General features: G+C 68.0%; 10 protein-coding genes. 4 read left to right on the top strand and 6 right to left on the bottom strand.

The features are described from left to right. Positions 1-3: 3 nt before the first annotated feature. The 3 genes from emrA to emrR are packed head-to-tail and all read right to left on the bottom strand — an operon-like array spanning position 4 to position 3,130. Complete coding sequence (gene emrA / locus AC5P7F_RS09020) at positions 4-1,185, bottom strand: multidrug efflux MFS transporter periplasmic adaptor subunit EmrA (RefSeq protein ID WP_032956867.1); 1,182 nt, start codon at positions 1,183-1,185, stop codon at positions 4-6. An 11-nt stretch (positions 1,186-1,196) separates the two neighbouring features. Then, positions 1,197-2,690: a multidrug efflux transporter outer membrane subunit EmrC gene (emrC, locus tag AC5P7F_RS09015; protein ID WP_046429738.1), complete on the bottom strand. Its 1,494-nt coding sequence runs from the start codon at positions 2,688-2,690 to the stop codon at positions 1,197-1,199. Next, a complete protein-coding gene (emrR, locus tag AC5P7F_RS09010; protein ID WP_014646521.1) occupies positions 2,687-3,130 on the bottom strand; it encodes a multidrug efflux system transcriptional regulator EmrR in 444 nt (147 codons plus the stop codon). The genes emrC and emrR overlap by 4 nt, the downstream gene beginning before the upstream one ends. A 172-nt stretch (positions 3,131-3,302) precedes the next feature. Here emrR and AC5P7F_RS09005 point away from each other — a divergent pair, with 172 nt between their 5' ends. Both AC5P7F_RS09005 and parC read left to right on the top strand, forming a co-directional pair. Then, on the top strand, positions 3,303-4,184 hold the full coding sequence (locus AC5P7F_RS09005; RefSeq protein WP_046429737.1) for a helix-turn-helix domain-containing protein: 882 nt from the start codon (positions 3,303-3,305) through the stop codon (positions 4,182-4,184). A 60-nt stretch (positions 4,185-4,244) separates the two neighbouring features. Beyond that, positions 4,245-6,488 (top strand): DNA topoisomerase IV subunit A, encoded by a 2,244-nt coding sequence (gene parC, locus AC5P7F_RS09000; protein WP_164076952.1) that lies wholly within the window; start codon positions 4,245-4,247, stop codon positions 6,486-6,488. Positions 6,489-6,806: 318 nt separating this feature from the next. Here parC and bfr read toward each other — a convergent pair whose 3' ends face one another. Beyond that, positions 6,807-7,295 (bottom strand): bacterioferritin, encoded by a 489-nt coding sequence (bfr, locus tag AC5P7F_RS08995; RefSeq protein WP_005415872.1) that lies wholly within the window; start codon positions 7,293-7,295, stop codon positions 6,807-6,809. Between the two features lie 123 nt (positions 7,296-7,418). Between bfr and AC5P7F_RS08990 the strand changes: the two genes are divergently transcribed. After that, on the top strand, positions 7,419-9,746 hold the full coding sequence (locus AC5P7F_RS08990) for a penicillin acylase family protein (RefSeq protein WP_164076953.1): 2,328 nt from the start codon (positions 7,419-7,421) through the stop codon (positions 9,744-9,746). A gap of 82 nt (positions 9,747-9,828) precedes the next feature. On the opposite strand, the gene AC5P7F_RS08985 is transcribed toward AC5P7F_RS08990, so the two are convergent. After that, positions 9,829-11,217 carry a cation:proton antiporter domain-containing protein gene (locus AC5P7F_RS08985; protein ID WP_014646517.1) on the bottom strand — a complete coding sequence of 463 codons (1,389 nt, stop codon included), beginning with the start codon at positions 11,215-11,217 and terminating at the stop codon, positions 9,829-9,831. A 101-nt stretch (positions 11,218-11,318) separates the two neighbouring features. Then, positions 11,319-13,010 (bottom strand): asparagine synthase B, encoded by a 1,692-nt coding sequence (gene asnB / locus AC5P7F_RS08980; protein ID WP_164076954.1) that lies wholly within the window; start codon positions 13,008-13,010, stop codon positions 11,319-11,321. Between the two features lie 338 nt (positions 13,011-13,348). On the opposite strand from asnB, the gene AC5P7F_RS08975 reads away from it, so the two are divergent. Further along, a complete protein-coding gene (locus AC5P7F_RS08975; protein ID WP_164076955.1) occupies positions 13,349-14,227 on the top strand; it encodes an SEL1-like repeat protein in 879 nt (292 codons plus the stop codon). The last annotated feature ends 110 nt before the right edge of the window (positions 14,228-14,337 follow it).

Here is a 14,337-nt window from a genome sequence, read left to right as displayed (position 1 = left end):
ACCTCAGCCCACCTTTGCCTGTTGCTGCGGCAGGTTGCCCTGGATGATCGTGTGGATCACCTCATCGGCATCATGCAGCTGCTTGGCATATACGTCGGTGTCGAACACGGTGCCCTTGGCCGGGGTGCTCGGCAGTACTTCACCCTTCTGGTCGCGCAGGCTCACTTCGGCCTTCATCGACAGGCCGATGCGCAGCGGGTGTTCGGCCAGCTGCTTGGCATCGATGGCGATGCGCACCGGCACGCGCTGCACGATCTTGATCCAGTTGCCGCTGGCGTTCTGCGCCGGCAACAGCGAGAACGCCGAGCCGGTACCCAGGCCCAGGCTCTGGATGCGGCCCTTGTACTTCACGTCACCGGCATACAGGTCCGACTTCAGCTCCACTTCCTGGCCCAGGCGCATATGGCGCAGCTGGGTTTCCTTGAAGTTGGCCTCGACCCACATCTGCTCGGTCGGCACCACGGCCATCAGGGCATTGCCCGGCTGCACGCGCTGGCCCACCTGCACCGAACGACGGGCAACGTAGCCGGTGACCGGCGCGACGATGCCGGCGCGGGCGTTGTTGAGGAAGGCCTGGCGCAGCTGCGCGGCGGCGGCCTGCACGTCCGGCTGGGTGGCGATCACGGTGTCGTCGACCAGCGCGCGGTTGCGCTCGACGGTCTCGCGCGAACCGGCAACGGCCGCTTCGGCCGCAGCCAGCTCGTCGCGGGCGTGGGCCAGTTCTTCGTTGGAAATGGCGCCAGTGGCGGCCAGATCCTTGCGGCGGGCGAAGTCCTCGCGCACGCGCTTCAGGGTCACCTGGCGGGCGTTCAGGTCCGCCTGCGCGCCTTCCACGCTGCGGTACAGGCCACGGGTCTGGCGCACGGTCTTGGCCAGGTTGGCTTCGGCCTGCTGCAGCGCCACCGAAGTGTCGGACGGGTCCAGCTGCACCAGCAGCTGGCCGCGCTCCACGCGCATGCCGTCATCGGCATTGATGGCGACCACGGTACCGGCCACCAGCGGGGTGATCTGCACCTGGTTGCCCTGCACGTAGGCATCGTCGGTCTCTTCGAACCAACGGCCGAACATGAAGTACCACAGCGCCAGGGCGGCAAGCAGCAGCACGACGATCACGAACAGGCCGCGCAGCAGGTTGCCGCGGCGGTTGGGGGCGGCCGGGGCCGCGGTGTCTTGGGTCTGGCTCATGGCGGGCGTCTTCAGGAATGCGAGGAATCGGAATGGGAGGCGATCGGTGCGCGGTCGGTGTCGGCGGGCTGGAAACCACCGCCCAGCGCCTTGCTCAGGCGCACCGAGGTCTGCACCTGCTGCGACTGCAGGCCGGCCAGCTGCTGCTGCGACTGCAGCAGGGTGGACTGCGCGGTCAGCACGTCCAGGTAGCTGCCGATGCCGGCGCGGTAGCGCTGCTGGGCCAGGTCGAAGGCCGAGCGTGCGGTGTCCACTGCCTGCTGCTGCGCGTGCGCCTGCTGCGCCAGCGAGCGCACCGCGTTGACCTGGTCGGCGACGTCGCGCAGTGCATCGAGCACGGCCTGGTTGTAGTTGGCCACCGCCAGGTCGTACTGCGCGTCGGTGTTGGCCAGGTTGGCGCGCAGCTTGCCGCCTTCGAAGATCGGCAGGCTCAACGCCGGGCCGATGTAGGCGAAGGTCGAGCTGCTCTTCAGCAGGTCACCCACGTTCGGGGCGACCACGCCGGCCAGCGCGGTCAGGTTGAAGCTCGGGTAGAACTTGGTCTTGGCGACCTTGATCTGCTTGTCGGCCGCTTCCACGCGCCAGCGCGCAGCCACGATGTCGGGGCGACGGCCGAGCAGTTCGCTGGGCAGTACGCCCGGCAGCTGCAGTGCCATCGGGTTCAACGGCTGCGGGCGCTGGATCGACAGGCCACGGTCCGGCCCCTTGCCGACCAGTGCAGCCAGCGCGGTGCGGGCGGCGTCGATGCGCTGCTGCGCGGCCAGCACCTGCTGCTGCGCGGCCGGCACGCGGGCCTCGGCCTGGCGCACCTGCAGATCGCTGTCGATGCCGGCGCTGCGGCGCTGGCGGGTCAGCTGCAGCGATTTCTGCGAGCGGGTCAGTTCTTCCTCGGCCACGTCGTTGAGCTGCCACGCGTAGGCCAGGTCGGCATAGGCCTGGGCAATGCCGGTGGACAGGTTCAGGCGTGCGGCCTGGGCTTCAACGGTGGCGGCATGCGCGCCATCCACGGCGGCTTCCCAGGCAGCGCGCTTGCCGCCCCACAGGTCCACGCCGTAGCTGAAATCGAAGGCGACCTGGCTGCTGCCGCCATAGCGGCCGCCCATCTCGCTGCCGACCATCGACTCGGGCAGGCGCAGGCCGGTGTAGCCGCCGGACACCGACAGGCTGGGCAGCTCGTCGGCGCGCGCGGTACCGACCTGGGCCTGGGCCTGGCGCAGGCGCGCGTCGGCGGCGTCCAGGCTCGGATGACCGGCCAGGCCTTCGGCGACCAGTGCGTCCAGCTGCGCATCGCCCAGTGCCTTCCACCAGTCCTGCGCCGGGAAGCCGGCGGCGCTCAGGTCGGTGTCAGCCAGGGTGCGTTCGCTGTGCAGGCTGTCCACGTCAAGCACGTGGCCCTGCGGGTTGAGGCCACGACTGCTGGCGCAGGCGGCCAGGGCCAGCGCCAGCGCTGACACCAGCAGCGCGCGCCCGGACCGGCGGAGAGTGGAATGCGGGATCGGGTTCATGGGGTCGTCAGTGAATCGCGGATTCGGGTAAGGAGGGACAGCAGCAGCGTGCGCTCGTCGGCGGAAAGATCACGCAGCGCGTAATCCATCACCGCGTCGCCGCGCAGCTTCAGCCGCGCCCACAACGCACGGCCTTCGTCGGTCAGCACGATCTGCAGTGCCCGCCGGTCCTGCGCATGCGCCTCGCGGCGGACGCAGCCCAGCGCCTCCAGCTTGTCCAGCAGGCGGGTGACCGCGCTGGGCACCTGGTCGATGGCCTGGGCCAGTTCGTTGGCGGTGCAGGGCGCCATGTGGGAAAGCACCTTCAACCCGATGTAATGGGTGAAGCCGATTCCCAGATCTTCTTCCGCCATGGACGCGTCGAGTTGGCGCACCAGGCCGTCGCGCACCTGGCGCAGCAGCAGGCCGAAGCTGGGGGGAGTGGTTGCAGGACAGATCATGGGGGAGCATTCTCTTCCAAAAAAAATATTTCTCAATGGAAATATTCGATCTGGCATCGAATGCTGTGTTGCAGCAGCGGGCTCGATCAGTGAAGGCGCCTACCTTAATGATCTGGTCAGGTGGCCCGGTAGTACAATCCAGCCAATGGATGTCACATTTCAGCCAGCGGACATGATGAACAAGGCAGAAATTCAGGTTCCCAAACGCCTACTCAGAGATGAGGCACTGGACTGGTTCGAGCGCAACGACGGCCCGCCGGTCATCGCCTTCCGCTTCGACAGCCAGCAGGGCCTGGCCCGCGAGGTCGACTGGCACCACCACCAGCGTGCCCAGTTGATCTGCGTCGAACGCGGCCTGCTGACCACCCGCACCTCGCATGGCACGTGGTCGCTGGCGCCGGGCTCGGCCGGCTGGATGCCGCCGCTGGAACCGCACACCGTCACCCTCGACGGCCCGTTGCGCGGCTGGGGCATGGCACTGGCTGCACCGGCCTGCGCCACCCTGCCCGCCGACCCCTGCGTGCTGGGCCTGTCCAAGCTGGCGCAGGCGCTGGCCGACCGCATCTGCGAATGGCCGCTCGGCCATGACACCACGCCCGAGCGCCAGCACATCATCGACGTGCTGCTGGACGAGATCCGCACCGCGCCGCGGCAGCGCATGCACCTGCCGATGCCGCACGACCGGCGCCTGCTGAAGATCGCCTCGCAGTTGCTGGCCGACCCCTCCGACGAACGCAGCCTGGCCGAATGGGCGCATTGGGCCGGTCTGTCACCGCGCAGCCTGACCCGTCACTTCCGCGACGAGACCACGCTCAGCTTCGCCCAGTGGCGGCAGCAGGCGCGCCTGTCAGAGGCCCTGCGCCAGCTGACCGACGGCCGCAGCGTGGCCGACATCGCCCACGCGCTGGGCTTCAGCAGCGCCAGCGCGTTCGTTACCGTGTTCCGCCGCCACTTCGGGCTGCCGCCCGGTCGCTACCTGGCACGGGCCGGGCACGGCCTGGAAACCGGGCTGGACCCTGCGCGCGGCTTGGCATCCCCCGCCGCATCCGGATAATCACAGGATTGCGAGCGGCGACCGCCGTCGCCGCCTCCCGACAACAGGTAACAACGCCGCATGACCGAACTTGCCCGCCCCGTGTTCCACGGATTCGAACAACTGCCGCTGCGCGAGTACGCCGAACGCGCCTACCTCGACTACTCGATGTATGTGGTCCTGGACCGCGCCCTGCCGTTCATCGGCGACGGCCTGAAGCCGGTGCAGCGCCGCATCATCTATTCGATGAGCGAGCTGGGCCTGAATGCCGCGTCCAAACCGAAGAAGTCCGCGCGCACCGTCGGTGACGTCATCGGTAAGTACCACCCGCACGGCGACAGCGCGTGCTACGAGGCCCTGGTGCTGATGGCACAGCCGTTCTCGTACCGCTATCCGCTGATCGAGGGCCAGGGCAACTTCGGCTCCAGCGACGACCCGAAGTCGTTCGCGGCGATGCGTTACACCGAATCCAAGCTGACCCCGATCGCCGAAGTGCTGCTGGGCGAACTGGGCCAGGGCACCACCGACTGGGCACCGAACTTCGACGGCACCCTGCAGGAGCCGACCTGGATGCCGGCACGGCTGCCGCACCTGCTGCTCAACGGCACCACCGGCATCGCCGTGGGCATGGCCACCGACGTGCCGCCGCACAATCTCAACGAGATCGTCAGCGCACTGTTGCACCTGCTGGACCACCCCGATGCCAGCGTGCGCGACCTGTGCGAGCACGTGCAGGGCCCGGACTATCCGTCCAGCGCCGAGATCATCACATCGGCCAACGACCTGCGGAACATCTACGAGACCGGCAACGGCAGCGTGCGTGCACGTGCGACCTTCACCAAGGAGGCCAACAACATCGTGGTGACGGCGCTGCCGTTCCAGGTGTCGCCGTCGAAGGTGATCGAGCAGATCGCCGCGCAGATGCGCGCCAAGAAGCTGCCGTGGCTGGAAGACATCCGCGATGAATCCGACCACGCCAACCCGGTGCGCGTGGTGCTGGTGCCACGTTCCAACCGCGTCGACGCCGACCAGCTGATGGGCCACCTGTTCGCGACCACGGACCTGGAGCGCAGCTACCGCGTCAACCTCAACGTGATCGGGCTGGACGGCCGTCCGCAGGTGAAGAACCTGAAGATGCTGCTCAGCGAATGGCTGACCTTCCGCAGCAACACCGTCACCCGCCGCCTGCAGCACCGCCTGCAGAAGGTCGAGCGCCGCCTGCACCTGCTGGAAGGCCTGCTGGTCGCCTTCCTCAACCTGGACGAGGTGATCCACATCATCCGTACCGAGGACGAACCGAAGGCCGCGCTGATCGCGCGCTTCGGCCTGTCCGAGGAACAGGCCGAGTACATCCTGGAAACCAAGCTGAAGCAGCTGGCCCGCCTGGAAGAGATGAAGATCCGTGGCGAGCAGGACGAGCTGGCCAAGGAGCGCGAGAAGATCCTCGGCATCCTCGACAGCAAGGCCAAGCTGAAGAAGCTGATCCGCGACGAACTGACCGCCGACGCCAGGAAGTTCGGCGACGCACGCCGCTCGCCGCTGGTGCAGCGCCAGGCCGCGCAGGCCATCGACGAGACCGAGCTGGTGCCGAGCGAGCCGATGACCGTGGTGCTGTCGGAGAAGGGCTGGATCCGAGCGGCCAAGGGCCACGACGTCGATGCGTCCGCCCTGTCCTACCGCGATGGCGACGCCCTGCAGGGCGCAGTGCGTGCGCGCAGCACCCAGCAGGTCGCGTTCCTCGACAGCGAGGGCCGCGCCTACTCGACGCCGGTGCACACCCTGCCCTCCGCGCGTGGCAACGGTGAGCCGCTGACCGGCCGCTTCTCGCCGGCAGCGGGTACCAGCTTCGTGACCCTGGCCAGTGCCGAGCCGGATGCCCGCTTCGTGCTGGCCTCCAGCCACGGCTACGGCTTCGTCACCCGCTTCGAGAACCTGATCGGTCGCAACAAGGCCGGCAAGGCGATGCTGAACCTGTCGTCCGGCTCGTCGGTGCTCACCCCGTCGATGGTCGCCAACGTGGCCACCGACCGCATCGTGGCGGTGACCAGTTCCGGCAACCTGCTGGCGATCGCCGCCAACGACCTGCCGGAACTGGACAAGGGCAAGGGCAACAAGATCATCGAGATCCCGAAGGCCAAGCTCGCCACTGAACGCGTGGTCGCCATCGTGGCGATCAGCCCGGGGCAGACCCTGCAGGTGCGCAGCGGCCAGCGCACCATGGGCCTGAAGTTCAACGAGCTCGACGCCTACCTCGGCGCCCGCGCCACCCGCGGCCACCTGCTGCCGCGCGGCTGGCAGAAGGTGGAAGGGCTGTCGGTGGAATAAGAGGTACGGGGGTCGGATCCCTTTCCATGGGAAAGGGCTCTGACCCCAGGCACGAAAAAGCCGGGGCATTCCCCGGCTTTTTCGTTGTCGGCTGGCGGGCGGTGGAGCGGCTGGCGGGCGAAGGCTGGCTGGCGGTGCTCCGGTGCTGGCGGGCGACAGAACGCTGTGCTGCTGGTGGAGCCGACCGCTGGTCGGCTGCTTTTGGCTCCTGGTAGAGCCGACCGCTGGTCGGCTGCTTTCTGCAGAGCAGCCGACCAGCGGTCGGCTCTACCAGAAGGCAGCCGAGCATTGGCTCGGCTCTACAAAAACGATGCCCGCTCAGTGCGCCGGGGCGCCGCTGCCGTCGATCTTGCTCAGCTGGTACAGCTCCAGGCCGATGCGCTTGATCAGGCCCAGCTGCTGCTCCAGCCACCAGGCGTGGTCTTCCTCGGTGTCCTTCAGCTGCGCCAGCAGGATGTCGCGGCTCACGTAATCGCCCTTCTCCTCGCACAGCTTCATGCCGGCGGCGAGATTGTTCCGAACGGCGTATTCAGTATCGAGATCCTTCTGCAGCATCTCCTCCACGGTCTTGCCCGGCTCGGTGGCATGCGGGCGCATGTCCGGGTCGCCACCCAGGAACAGGATCCGGCGCAGCAGCGCATCGGCATGCTGGGTTTCCTCTTCCATCTCGTGGTTCAGGCGTTCGTACAGCGCGAACAGGCCCTGGTCCTCGTAGCGGCGGGAATGGATGAAGTACTGGTCGCGCGCAGCAAGCTCGCCGCGCAGCAGTTCCTTCAGGCAGGCGATGACGTCCGGGTTGCCTTTCATGGGGGGCTCCTGTGAATCGATGCGGCATAGGGTGCCGCATTTCAAAATACGGTGATCTAATCGGAATCAGTCGCAGTTGCGCCTGCGGCTACAATCGGCCCACGAGTTCGGAAAGGACGTGCGATGCGACGTACATGGCGTTGGGTGCTGGGCGTGTTGATCGCCATCGTGCTGGTCACCGCACTGGTGCTGTGGCTGCTGCTGCGCGGCAGCCTGGCCGACCTGGACGGCGAGCATGCGCTGCCGGGGCTGGCCAAGCCGGTCACCATCGAGCGCGATGGGCTGGGCGTGGTCACCATCACTGCCGGCAGCCAGGCCGACGCGATGCGTGCGCTCGGCCGCGTACACGCGCAGGAACGTTATTTCGAGATGGACCTGATGCGCCGCAGTGCCGCTGGCGAGCTGTCGGCGCTGTTCGGGCCGAAGGCCATCGACGCCGACAAGCGCATGCGCGTGCATCGGCTGCGTGCACGCACCGAGGCGAATCTGCAGGCCGCACTGGGCGACAACGGCACGGCCGTGCGCGCCTACGTGGATGGCGTCAACGAAGGCCTGGCCGATCTCTCCGTGCGCCCATGGGCCTACCTGCTGCTGCGGCAATCACCACAACCGTGGCAGGCCAGCGACAGCGTGCTGACCGGGCTGGCCATGTATGCCGACCTGCAGGACCCCGGCAACCAGACCGAGCTTGCGCTCAGCCGCATCCGCGCAGTGGTGCCGCCGGCGCTGTACGCACTGATCGCCCACGACGGCACCGAATGGGATGCGCCGCTGTTTGGCGAACCCACCGGCAACGCCGCCCTGCCCGATGCCAGCCAGCTGGACCTGCGCACATTGAAGGGAAAAACGGGCACTGAGCAGGAAGAGGGCGACGTCATCGGCAGCAACAACTTCGCGGTGGCCGGCGCGCTTACCGCCGACGGCCGCGCCATCGTTGCCGACGACATGCACCTGGGCCTGCGTGCACCCGGCCTGTGGTTCCGCGTGCGCCTGCGCTACCCTGACCCGCAGGCCGCCGGCGGCCAGGTCGATGTCACCGGCTTCTCCCTGCCGGGCCTGCCGGCGGTGATCGTCGGCAGCAACGGGCACGTCGCCTGGGGCTTCACCAACAGCTACATCGACACGGCGGACTATCGCACGGAACCGGCCAACGCCGCCGTGACCGTGCACGAAGAGCGCATCGCCGTGGCCGGCCAGGCCGACGTGCTGTTCGCGGTGCGCGAAACCGACTGGGGGCCGATCCTGCATACCCATGCTGATGGCAGTGGCGACGCCCTGCGCTGGGTCGCACACCTGCCCGGTGCCGTACGCCTGGATTTCGCTGACCTGGCCCGCGCCGGTGACCTCGACGGTGCACTGCACTTCGCCGACCGTGCCGGCATCCCCGCACAGAACCTGGTGGTCGGTGATCGCAGCGGGCGCATTGCCTGGCGCCTGATCGGCGCTCGCCCGGACCGCGGCCCCGGCTGTGCACCGGCCGGCTTCAATGCCGCCAGCAACCAGGGCTGCGCGCCGTGGCCGATCCGCAGCGATGCCTCGCCGGCATTGATCGATCCCCCCAACCATCGCCTGTGGACCGCCAATGGACGCGTACTCGACGGCGAGGCACTCGCCAGCGTCGGCAACGGCGGCTATGACCTGGGTGCGCGGGCGCGGCAGATCCGCGACCTGCTGGCAATCCAGGAGCGCTTCGACGAGCACGACCTGCTGGCGATCCAGCTCGACGACCGCGCGGTGTTCCTGCAGCGCTGGTGGGCTCTGCTGCACGACGTCATCGAACGCAGTGGCGACCCTGCGCTGAAGCGTTTGAAGGAGGCCAGCCATCAATGGGGCGGGCGCGCCTCGGCCAGTTCGGTCAGCTACCGGGTGGTGCGTGAATTCCGCACGCAGGTCATGGCCACGCTGTCCGATGCACTGCTGGCCCCGGCCAACGCGCAGCTGGGCGATGCCTACCTGGACCCACGCCTGGCACAGCTGGAAGGCGTGGCCTGGCCGATGCTGGAACAGCGCCCGGCCAACCTGCTGCCACCGGCCTTCGACAGCTGGGATGCGCTGCTGATCGACGCCGCCCGCCGTACCGAGGGTGAGCTGGCCAAGCAGGGGCCGCTGGCCAAGCGCAGCTGGGGTGAACGCAATACCGCGGCGATCTGCCACCCCATCGCACGGGCGCTGCCGGACATCGCCAAGCGCTGGCTGTGCATGCCCGCCGACCGCCTGCCCGGCGACCGGGACATGCCGCGCGTGCAGACGCCGAACTTCGGCGCCTCCGAGCGCATGGTGGTCTCGCCCGGCCACGAGGCCGACGGCATCGTGCACATGCCCGGCGGCCAGAGCGGCCATCCGCTGTCACCGTACTGGGGTGCCGGCCACGAGGACTGGGTGCATGGGCGCCCGACACCGTTCCTGCCGGGCAAGACGCAGCACGTGATGACACTGGTGCCAGCGCGGTAGTGCCGGCCGCTGGCCGGCATCCATGCAGGGGTGTCCAGCATCATCAGGTTGCCGGCCAGCGGCCGGCACTACCGTTCAACGTTCAGGCCCTGCGCCGTTCGATCAGGTTCAGCAGCGGCCCGGTCATCGCCGTGGTCACCAGCGCCATGATCACCAGCACCGCGAACAGGCGGTCACCGAGCAGGCCCAGCTCATACCCCAGGTTGAGCACGATCAGCTCCATCAGGCCGCGGGTGTTCATCAGCGCGCCCAGCCGCCACGCTTCGCGCGTGGGCATGCCGGCACTGCGCGCGGCACTGAAGGTGCCCAGCAGCTTGCCCGTCGTGGCCACCGCGATCACCACCACGCACAGCACGATGTCGCTGGCCTGCAGCGCATCGGCGCGCATGCGCAGCCCGGTCATGGCGAAGAACAACGGCAGCAGCAGCGTGACCGCGAACGGCTCGACACGGGCCATCAGCAGGTCACGCAGCTGCGCGTTGGACGATACCGCGACACCCGCAGCGAACGCGCCGAACAGCGCGTGGATGCCCAGCATCTCGGTGACCAGCGCACTGCCCAGCGACAGCAGCAGGATGCCGAGCAGCCAGCGCCCCTCACGGCCCGGCGCAATCTGCCGGCGCGCGAACCACGGCTTCACCAGCCCCAGCATCAGCGCCACGAACGCGACCACGCACACCAGGTTGAGGCTGGCCGGCAACCAGCCGCTGGCCTGGGCGGCAGCCACGATCAGCGCCAGCAGGCACCACGCGGTGGCATCGCCCAAGGCAGCGCAGGCGATCGCGGTCTGCCCCAGCGGCGTCTGTGTGATCCCGCGGTCGGCCAGGATGCGCAGCAGCACGGGGAAGGCCGTGATGCTCATCGAGATGCCTACGAAAAGTGCGAATGCGGTGAAGCCCACACCCTGTGGGCCATGCTGCGGATACAGCCAGATCGCCAAGGCGACGCCGAGCACGAACGGCACTGCAATGCCGGCATGGCTGACGGTAAAGGCGAAACGCCGACGGCCACGCAGCGCCGCCAGGTCCAGTTCGGCACCGGCCACCAGCAGGAACATCAGCACGCCCAGCTGGCTGAGCATGCCCAGCGGGCCCAGCGAACTGGCCGGGAACAGCGCACCATGCAGCTGCGGCAGCAGGCTGCCAAGCACCAGCGGCCCCATCATCAGGCCAGCGGCCATTTCGCCGATCACCGCCGGCTGTCCCATGCGCTTGAGCAGCGCCCCCGCGCCCTTGGCCACCAGCAGCAGTACCAGCAGCTGCAGCAGGAACAGGCCCAGCGGAGACGCCAGATGCTGCACCCAGCCGCCTTCGGCGGCGACGGAGGCACGGGCAACCGCCTCGGGCGCCGCCGGCCCGGCATACCGCGCCAGCAGCACGCCAGCCAGCAACGGAACCCCGGCCCACGCCAGGTAGCGCCATCCCCATTTCGTGGGCGGCGCGTTGCCGCCTGCCTGTACGTCCATGAACATTCCCCAATGCGCAGGGGGCGATCATACAAAAAGGGGACGGAGGGGATTAAGTCGTTTGTGCCACAAACGACTTAATCCCCTCCGTCCCCTTTTTGGGGTGCTCAGGCCAGTGCCTGCTCGTGCACGCCGGCGATCGCGCGACCCGACGGATCCGCCGCCGCGGCGAAGCTGGCGTCCCAGGCGATGGCCGCGGGCGACGAACAGGCGATCGACTTGCCTCCCGGCACGGTCTCGGCCGCTGCCCGGCTCGGGAAGAACTGCTCGAACAGGTGGCGGTAGTAGTACGCCTCCTTGGTCTGCGGCGGGTTGTGCGGGAAGCGCTTGTCGGCGGCCGCCAGTACACGGTCGCTCACCTGCGCCTCGGCATGTGCCTTCAGCCCATCGATCCAGCCATAGCCCACGCCATCGCTGAACTGTTCCTTCTGCCGCCACAGGATGCTGTCCGGCAGGTAGCCATCGAACGCCTCGCGCAGCACCGCCTTCTCGATGCGGCGGCCACCAAAGCCGGCACCGACCATCTTGTGCGCGGCATCGAAGCGCATCGCCACATCGAGGAACTCACGGTCGAGGAACGGCACGCGCGGCTCCACGCCCCAGGCCATCATCGACTTGTTGGCGCGCAGGCAGTCGTAGTTGTGCAGGGCGTCGAGCTTGCGTACCAGCTCGTCGTGGAATTGACGCGCATCCGGTGCCTTGTGGAAGTACAGGTAGCCACCGAAGATCTCGTCGCTGCCCTCGCCGGAGAGCACCATTTTCACGCCCATCGCCTTGATCCGCCGCGCCAGCAGGAACATCGGCGTCGATGCGCGGATGGTGGTGACGTCGTAGGTCTCGATGTGGCGGATCACCTCCGGCAGCGCATCGAGGCCTTCCTCGAACGTGTACTCGAAACCGTGATGCACGGTGCCCAGCGCTTCGGCGGCGATCGCTGCGGCGGCCAGATCGGGCGAGCCCTTCAAGCCGATCGCGAACGAGTGCAGGCGCGGCCACCAGGCTTCGGTCTGTCCCCCATCCTCGATGCGACGACGTGCATAGCGCGCGGCCACCGCCGCCACCAGCGACGAGTCCAGGCCACCGGACAGCAGCACGCCATAAGGCACATCGCTCATCAGCTGGCGCTCCACCGCATGCTCGAACGCCTGGCGCAGTTCAGCCAGATCGGCCCGGCGGCCCTGCACGTCGGCGTAGTCGCGCCACGGTTGCTGGTAGTAGCGCACCAGCTCACCGCTGGCACTGTCGAAATAGTGGCCCGGCGGGAACTGCGCGACATCGGCACAGGTATCGACCAGCGCCTTCATTTCCGAGGCCACGCGCAAGCGCCCCTGGGCATCGTGGCCCCAGTACAGCGGCACCACGCCCACCGGGTCGCGCGCCACCAGCACGCGTCCACTGTCACGGTCCCACAGCGCGAAGGCGAAGATGCCGTTGAGCTGTTCCAGCCACTGCGTCGGCGCGCCGCCCTGGCGGTAGAGCGCGTTTATCACCTCGCAGTCCGAGCCGGTCTGGAAGTCGTAGGTGGTGGTCAGCGCCGCCTTCAACGCCTGGTGGTTGTAGATCTCGCCGTTCACCGCCAGCGCCAGCTGGCCATCGGCCGACAGCAGCGGCTGCGAACCACCGGCCGGATCGACGATGGCCAGCCGTTCATGGACCAGCAGCGCACCTTCGTCGAGGTACACGCCGCTCCAGTCCGGGCCACGGTGGCGCTGGCGTTGCGACAGTTCCAGCGCGTGGCGGCGCAGGGTGGGAAGATCGTCACCGGCCTGCAGGCCGAAGATTCCGAAGATCGAACACATGGGGGAGCTCCTGTTGGGGAATTTCACGGGTGGGAAGGTGTTCGACCGGCCATCCAGGCCCGGGCAGGCTGCGCCCGGGCACAAAAAAACCCGCATCGGCTGATGCGGGTTTTCTGGTGTCCGGGCGTGTGTTGCTGTCTATCTACCCAGGTCGCAGTCCCGCATCGGCCGCGCACGATTATTCGCGCGCAGATTATTGCGGTTGTTGTTATTGACGGCGGTGGCCAGGCGGATCGACATGGCATCGACCCTACCCCGCTTTCCGGCGCAGCGCAACCGTTGCGTTGGCAACCACTCCCCGGCGCGCATAATGGCGCGCCGTGAAACGTGTAATGGAAATGCAACACCGCACTGGACGCAACGTGGCGCTGGCCGCCCTGCTCTGCCTGGGCCTGGTCGCCTGCCAGACCCTGCCCCCACCGTCGCCCCTGCCGCCGGCCCAGCTGCAGGGCCTGGAACAACGCGGCACCGACGGCAGCTTCGAAGGTGCCTTTGACACTGCGCAAACCTTCGAGCGCTTCAACGATCCACGCGCCATCGCCTACTACGAGCGTGCCGCCGCGGTCACACCCTGGACCTTCCACAACACCAAGGCGGAAGAAGCACTGGGCAGGATCTGGATCTCCGGCACGCTGCGGCATGCCGACAGCCCCCACATCAATCCGGCGCCGGTGCTGCGTGCGTCCTGGCGACGCGGAGAACGCGCCTACCTGGCGGCGGCCTACCACGGCAATCCCTATGCGTTCTACGAACTCGCCAAGGCCTATCGTCAGCGAGGCGACGCGCAACAGGCGCTGCGCTGGGACCTGCGCGGAATGATCTACGAGCGCTACCCGAGTTCATCGTCACGGCTACCGGATGCGGTGGCCGCACAGGATGGCACCGTGCATCCACTGGTTGCGCAGATCCAGCGCCGCGCCGAGCGTGGCGATGCCGAAGCGCAGGTAGACCTGGGCGCGCTGCTGGAAAAGGGCATGGGACTGCCGCGCGATCCCGCACGTGCGCTGCAGCTGTACCAGCGTGCCGGCGAGAAGGGCAATGTGTTCGGCCAGTACTTCGCCGGACTGCTGCTGGGCCGCGGTGCACCGGGCGTGGAGAAGGACACCGACGCAGCCGCACGCTGGTTCGCCCGGGCCGAGGCGCAGCGCTTCTACATGGCGGCGCCGAGCTACTGGGAAAAAGCGATCAAGCCGCCATTCTTCATTTTTTCTGAGTAGAGCCGAGCCATGCTCGGCTGGGCATTCCCTGCAGAAGCAGCCGAGCATGGCTCGGCCCTACAGGAAAGCAATGCCGGCGAAAGGCGTGCCGACCAACGGTCGGCACCCAG

It is taken from the genome of Stenotrophomonas sp. YJH_SMC_105-26 (assembly GCF_059368915.1).
This window is presented reverse-complemented; position numbering and strand designations above follow the sequence as displayed.

What these genes read in the sequence shown, in the direction of transcription:
- AC5P7F_RS08985 (WP_014646517.1), bottom strand. Translation starts at nt 11,217, where the DNA reads ATGTTCATGGACGTACAGGCAGGCGGCAACGCGCCGCCCACGAAATGG.
- AC5P7F_RS08990 (WP_164076953.1), top strand. Translation starts at nt 7,419, where the DNA reads ATGCGACGTACATGGCGTTGGGTGCTGGGCGTGTTGATCGCCATCGTG.
- AC5P7F_RS09005 (WP_046429737.1), top strand. Translation starts at nt 3,303, where the DNA reads ATGATGAACAAGGCAGAAATTCAGGTTCCCAAACGCCTACTCAGAGAT.
- emrA (WP_032956867.1), bottom strand. Translation starts at nt 1,185, where the DNA reads ATGAGCCAGACCCAAGACACCGCGGCCCCGGCCGCCCCCAACCGCCGC.
- parC (WP_164076952.1), top strand. Translation starts at nt 4,245, where the DNA reads ATGACCGAACTTGCCCGCCCCGTGTTCCACGGATTCGAACAACTGCCG.
- emrR (WP_014646521.1), bottom strand. Translation starts at nt 3,130, where the DNA reads ATGATCTGTCCTGCAACCACTCCCCCCAGCTTCGGCCTGCTGCTGCGC.
- emrC (WP_046429738.1), bottom strand. Translation starts at nt 2,690, where the DNA reads ATGAACCCGATCCCGCATTCCACTCTCCGCCGGTCCGGGCGCGCGCTG.
- bfr (WP_005415872.1), bottom strand. Translation starts at nt 7,295, where the DNA reads ATGAAAGGCAACCCGGACGTCATCGCCTGCCTGAAGGAACTGCTGCGC.
- asnB (WP_164076954.1), bottom strand. Translation starts at nt 13,010, where the DNA reads ATGTGTTCGATCTTCGGAATCTTCGGCCTGCAGGCCGGTGACGATCTT.
- AC5P7F_RS08975 (WP_164076955.1), top strand. Translation starts at nt 13,349, where the DNA reads ATGCAACACCGCACTGGACGCAACGTGGCGCTGGCCGCCCTGCTCTGC.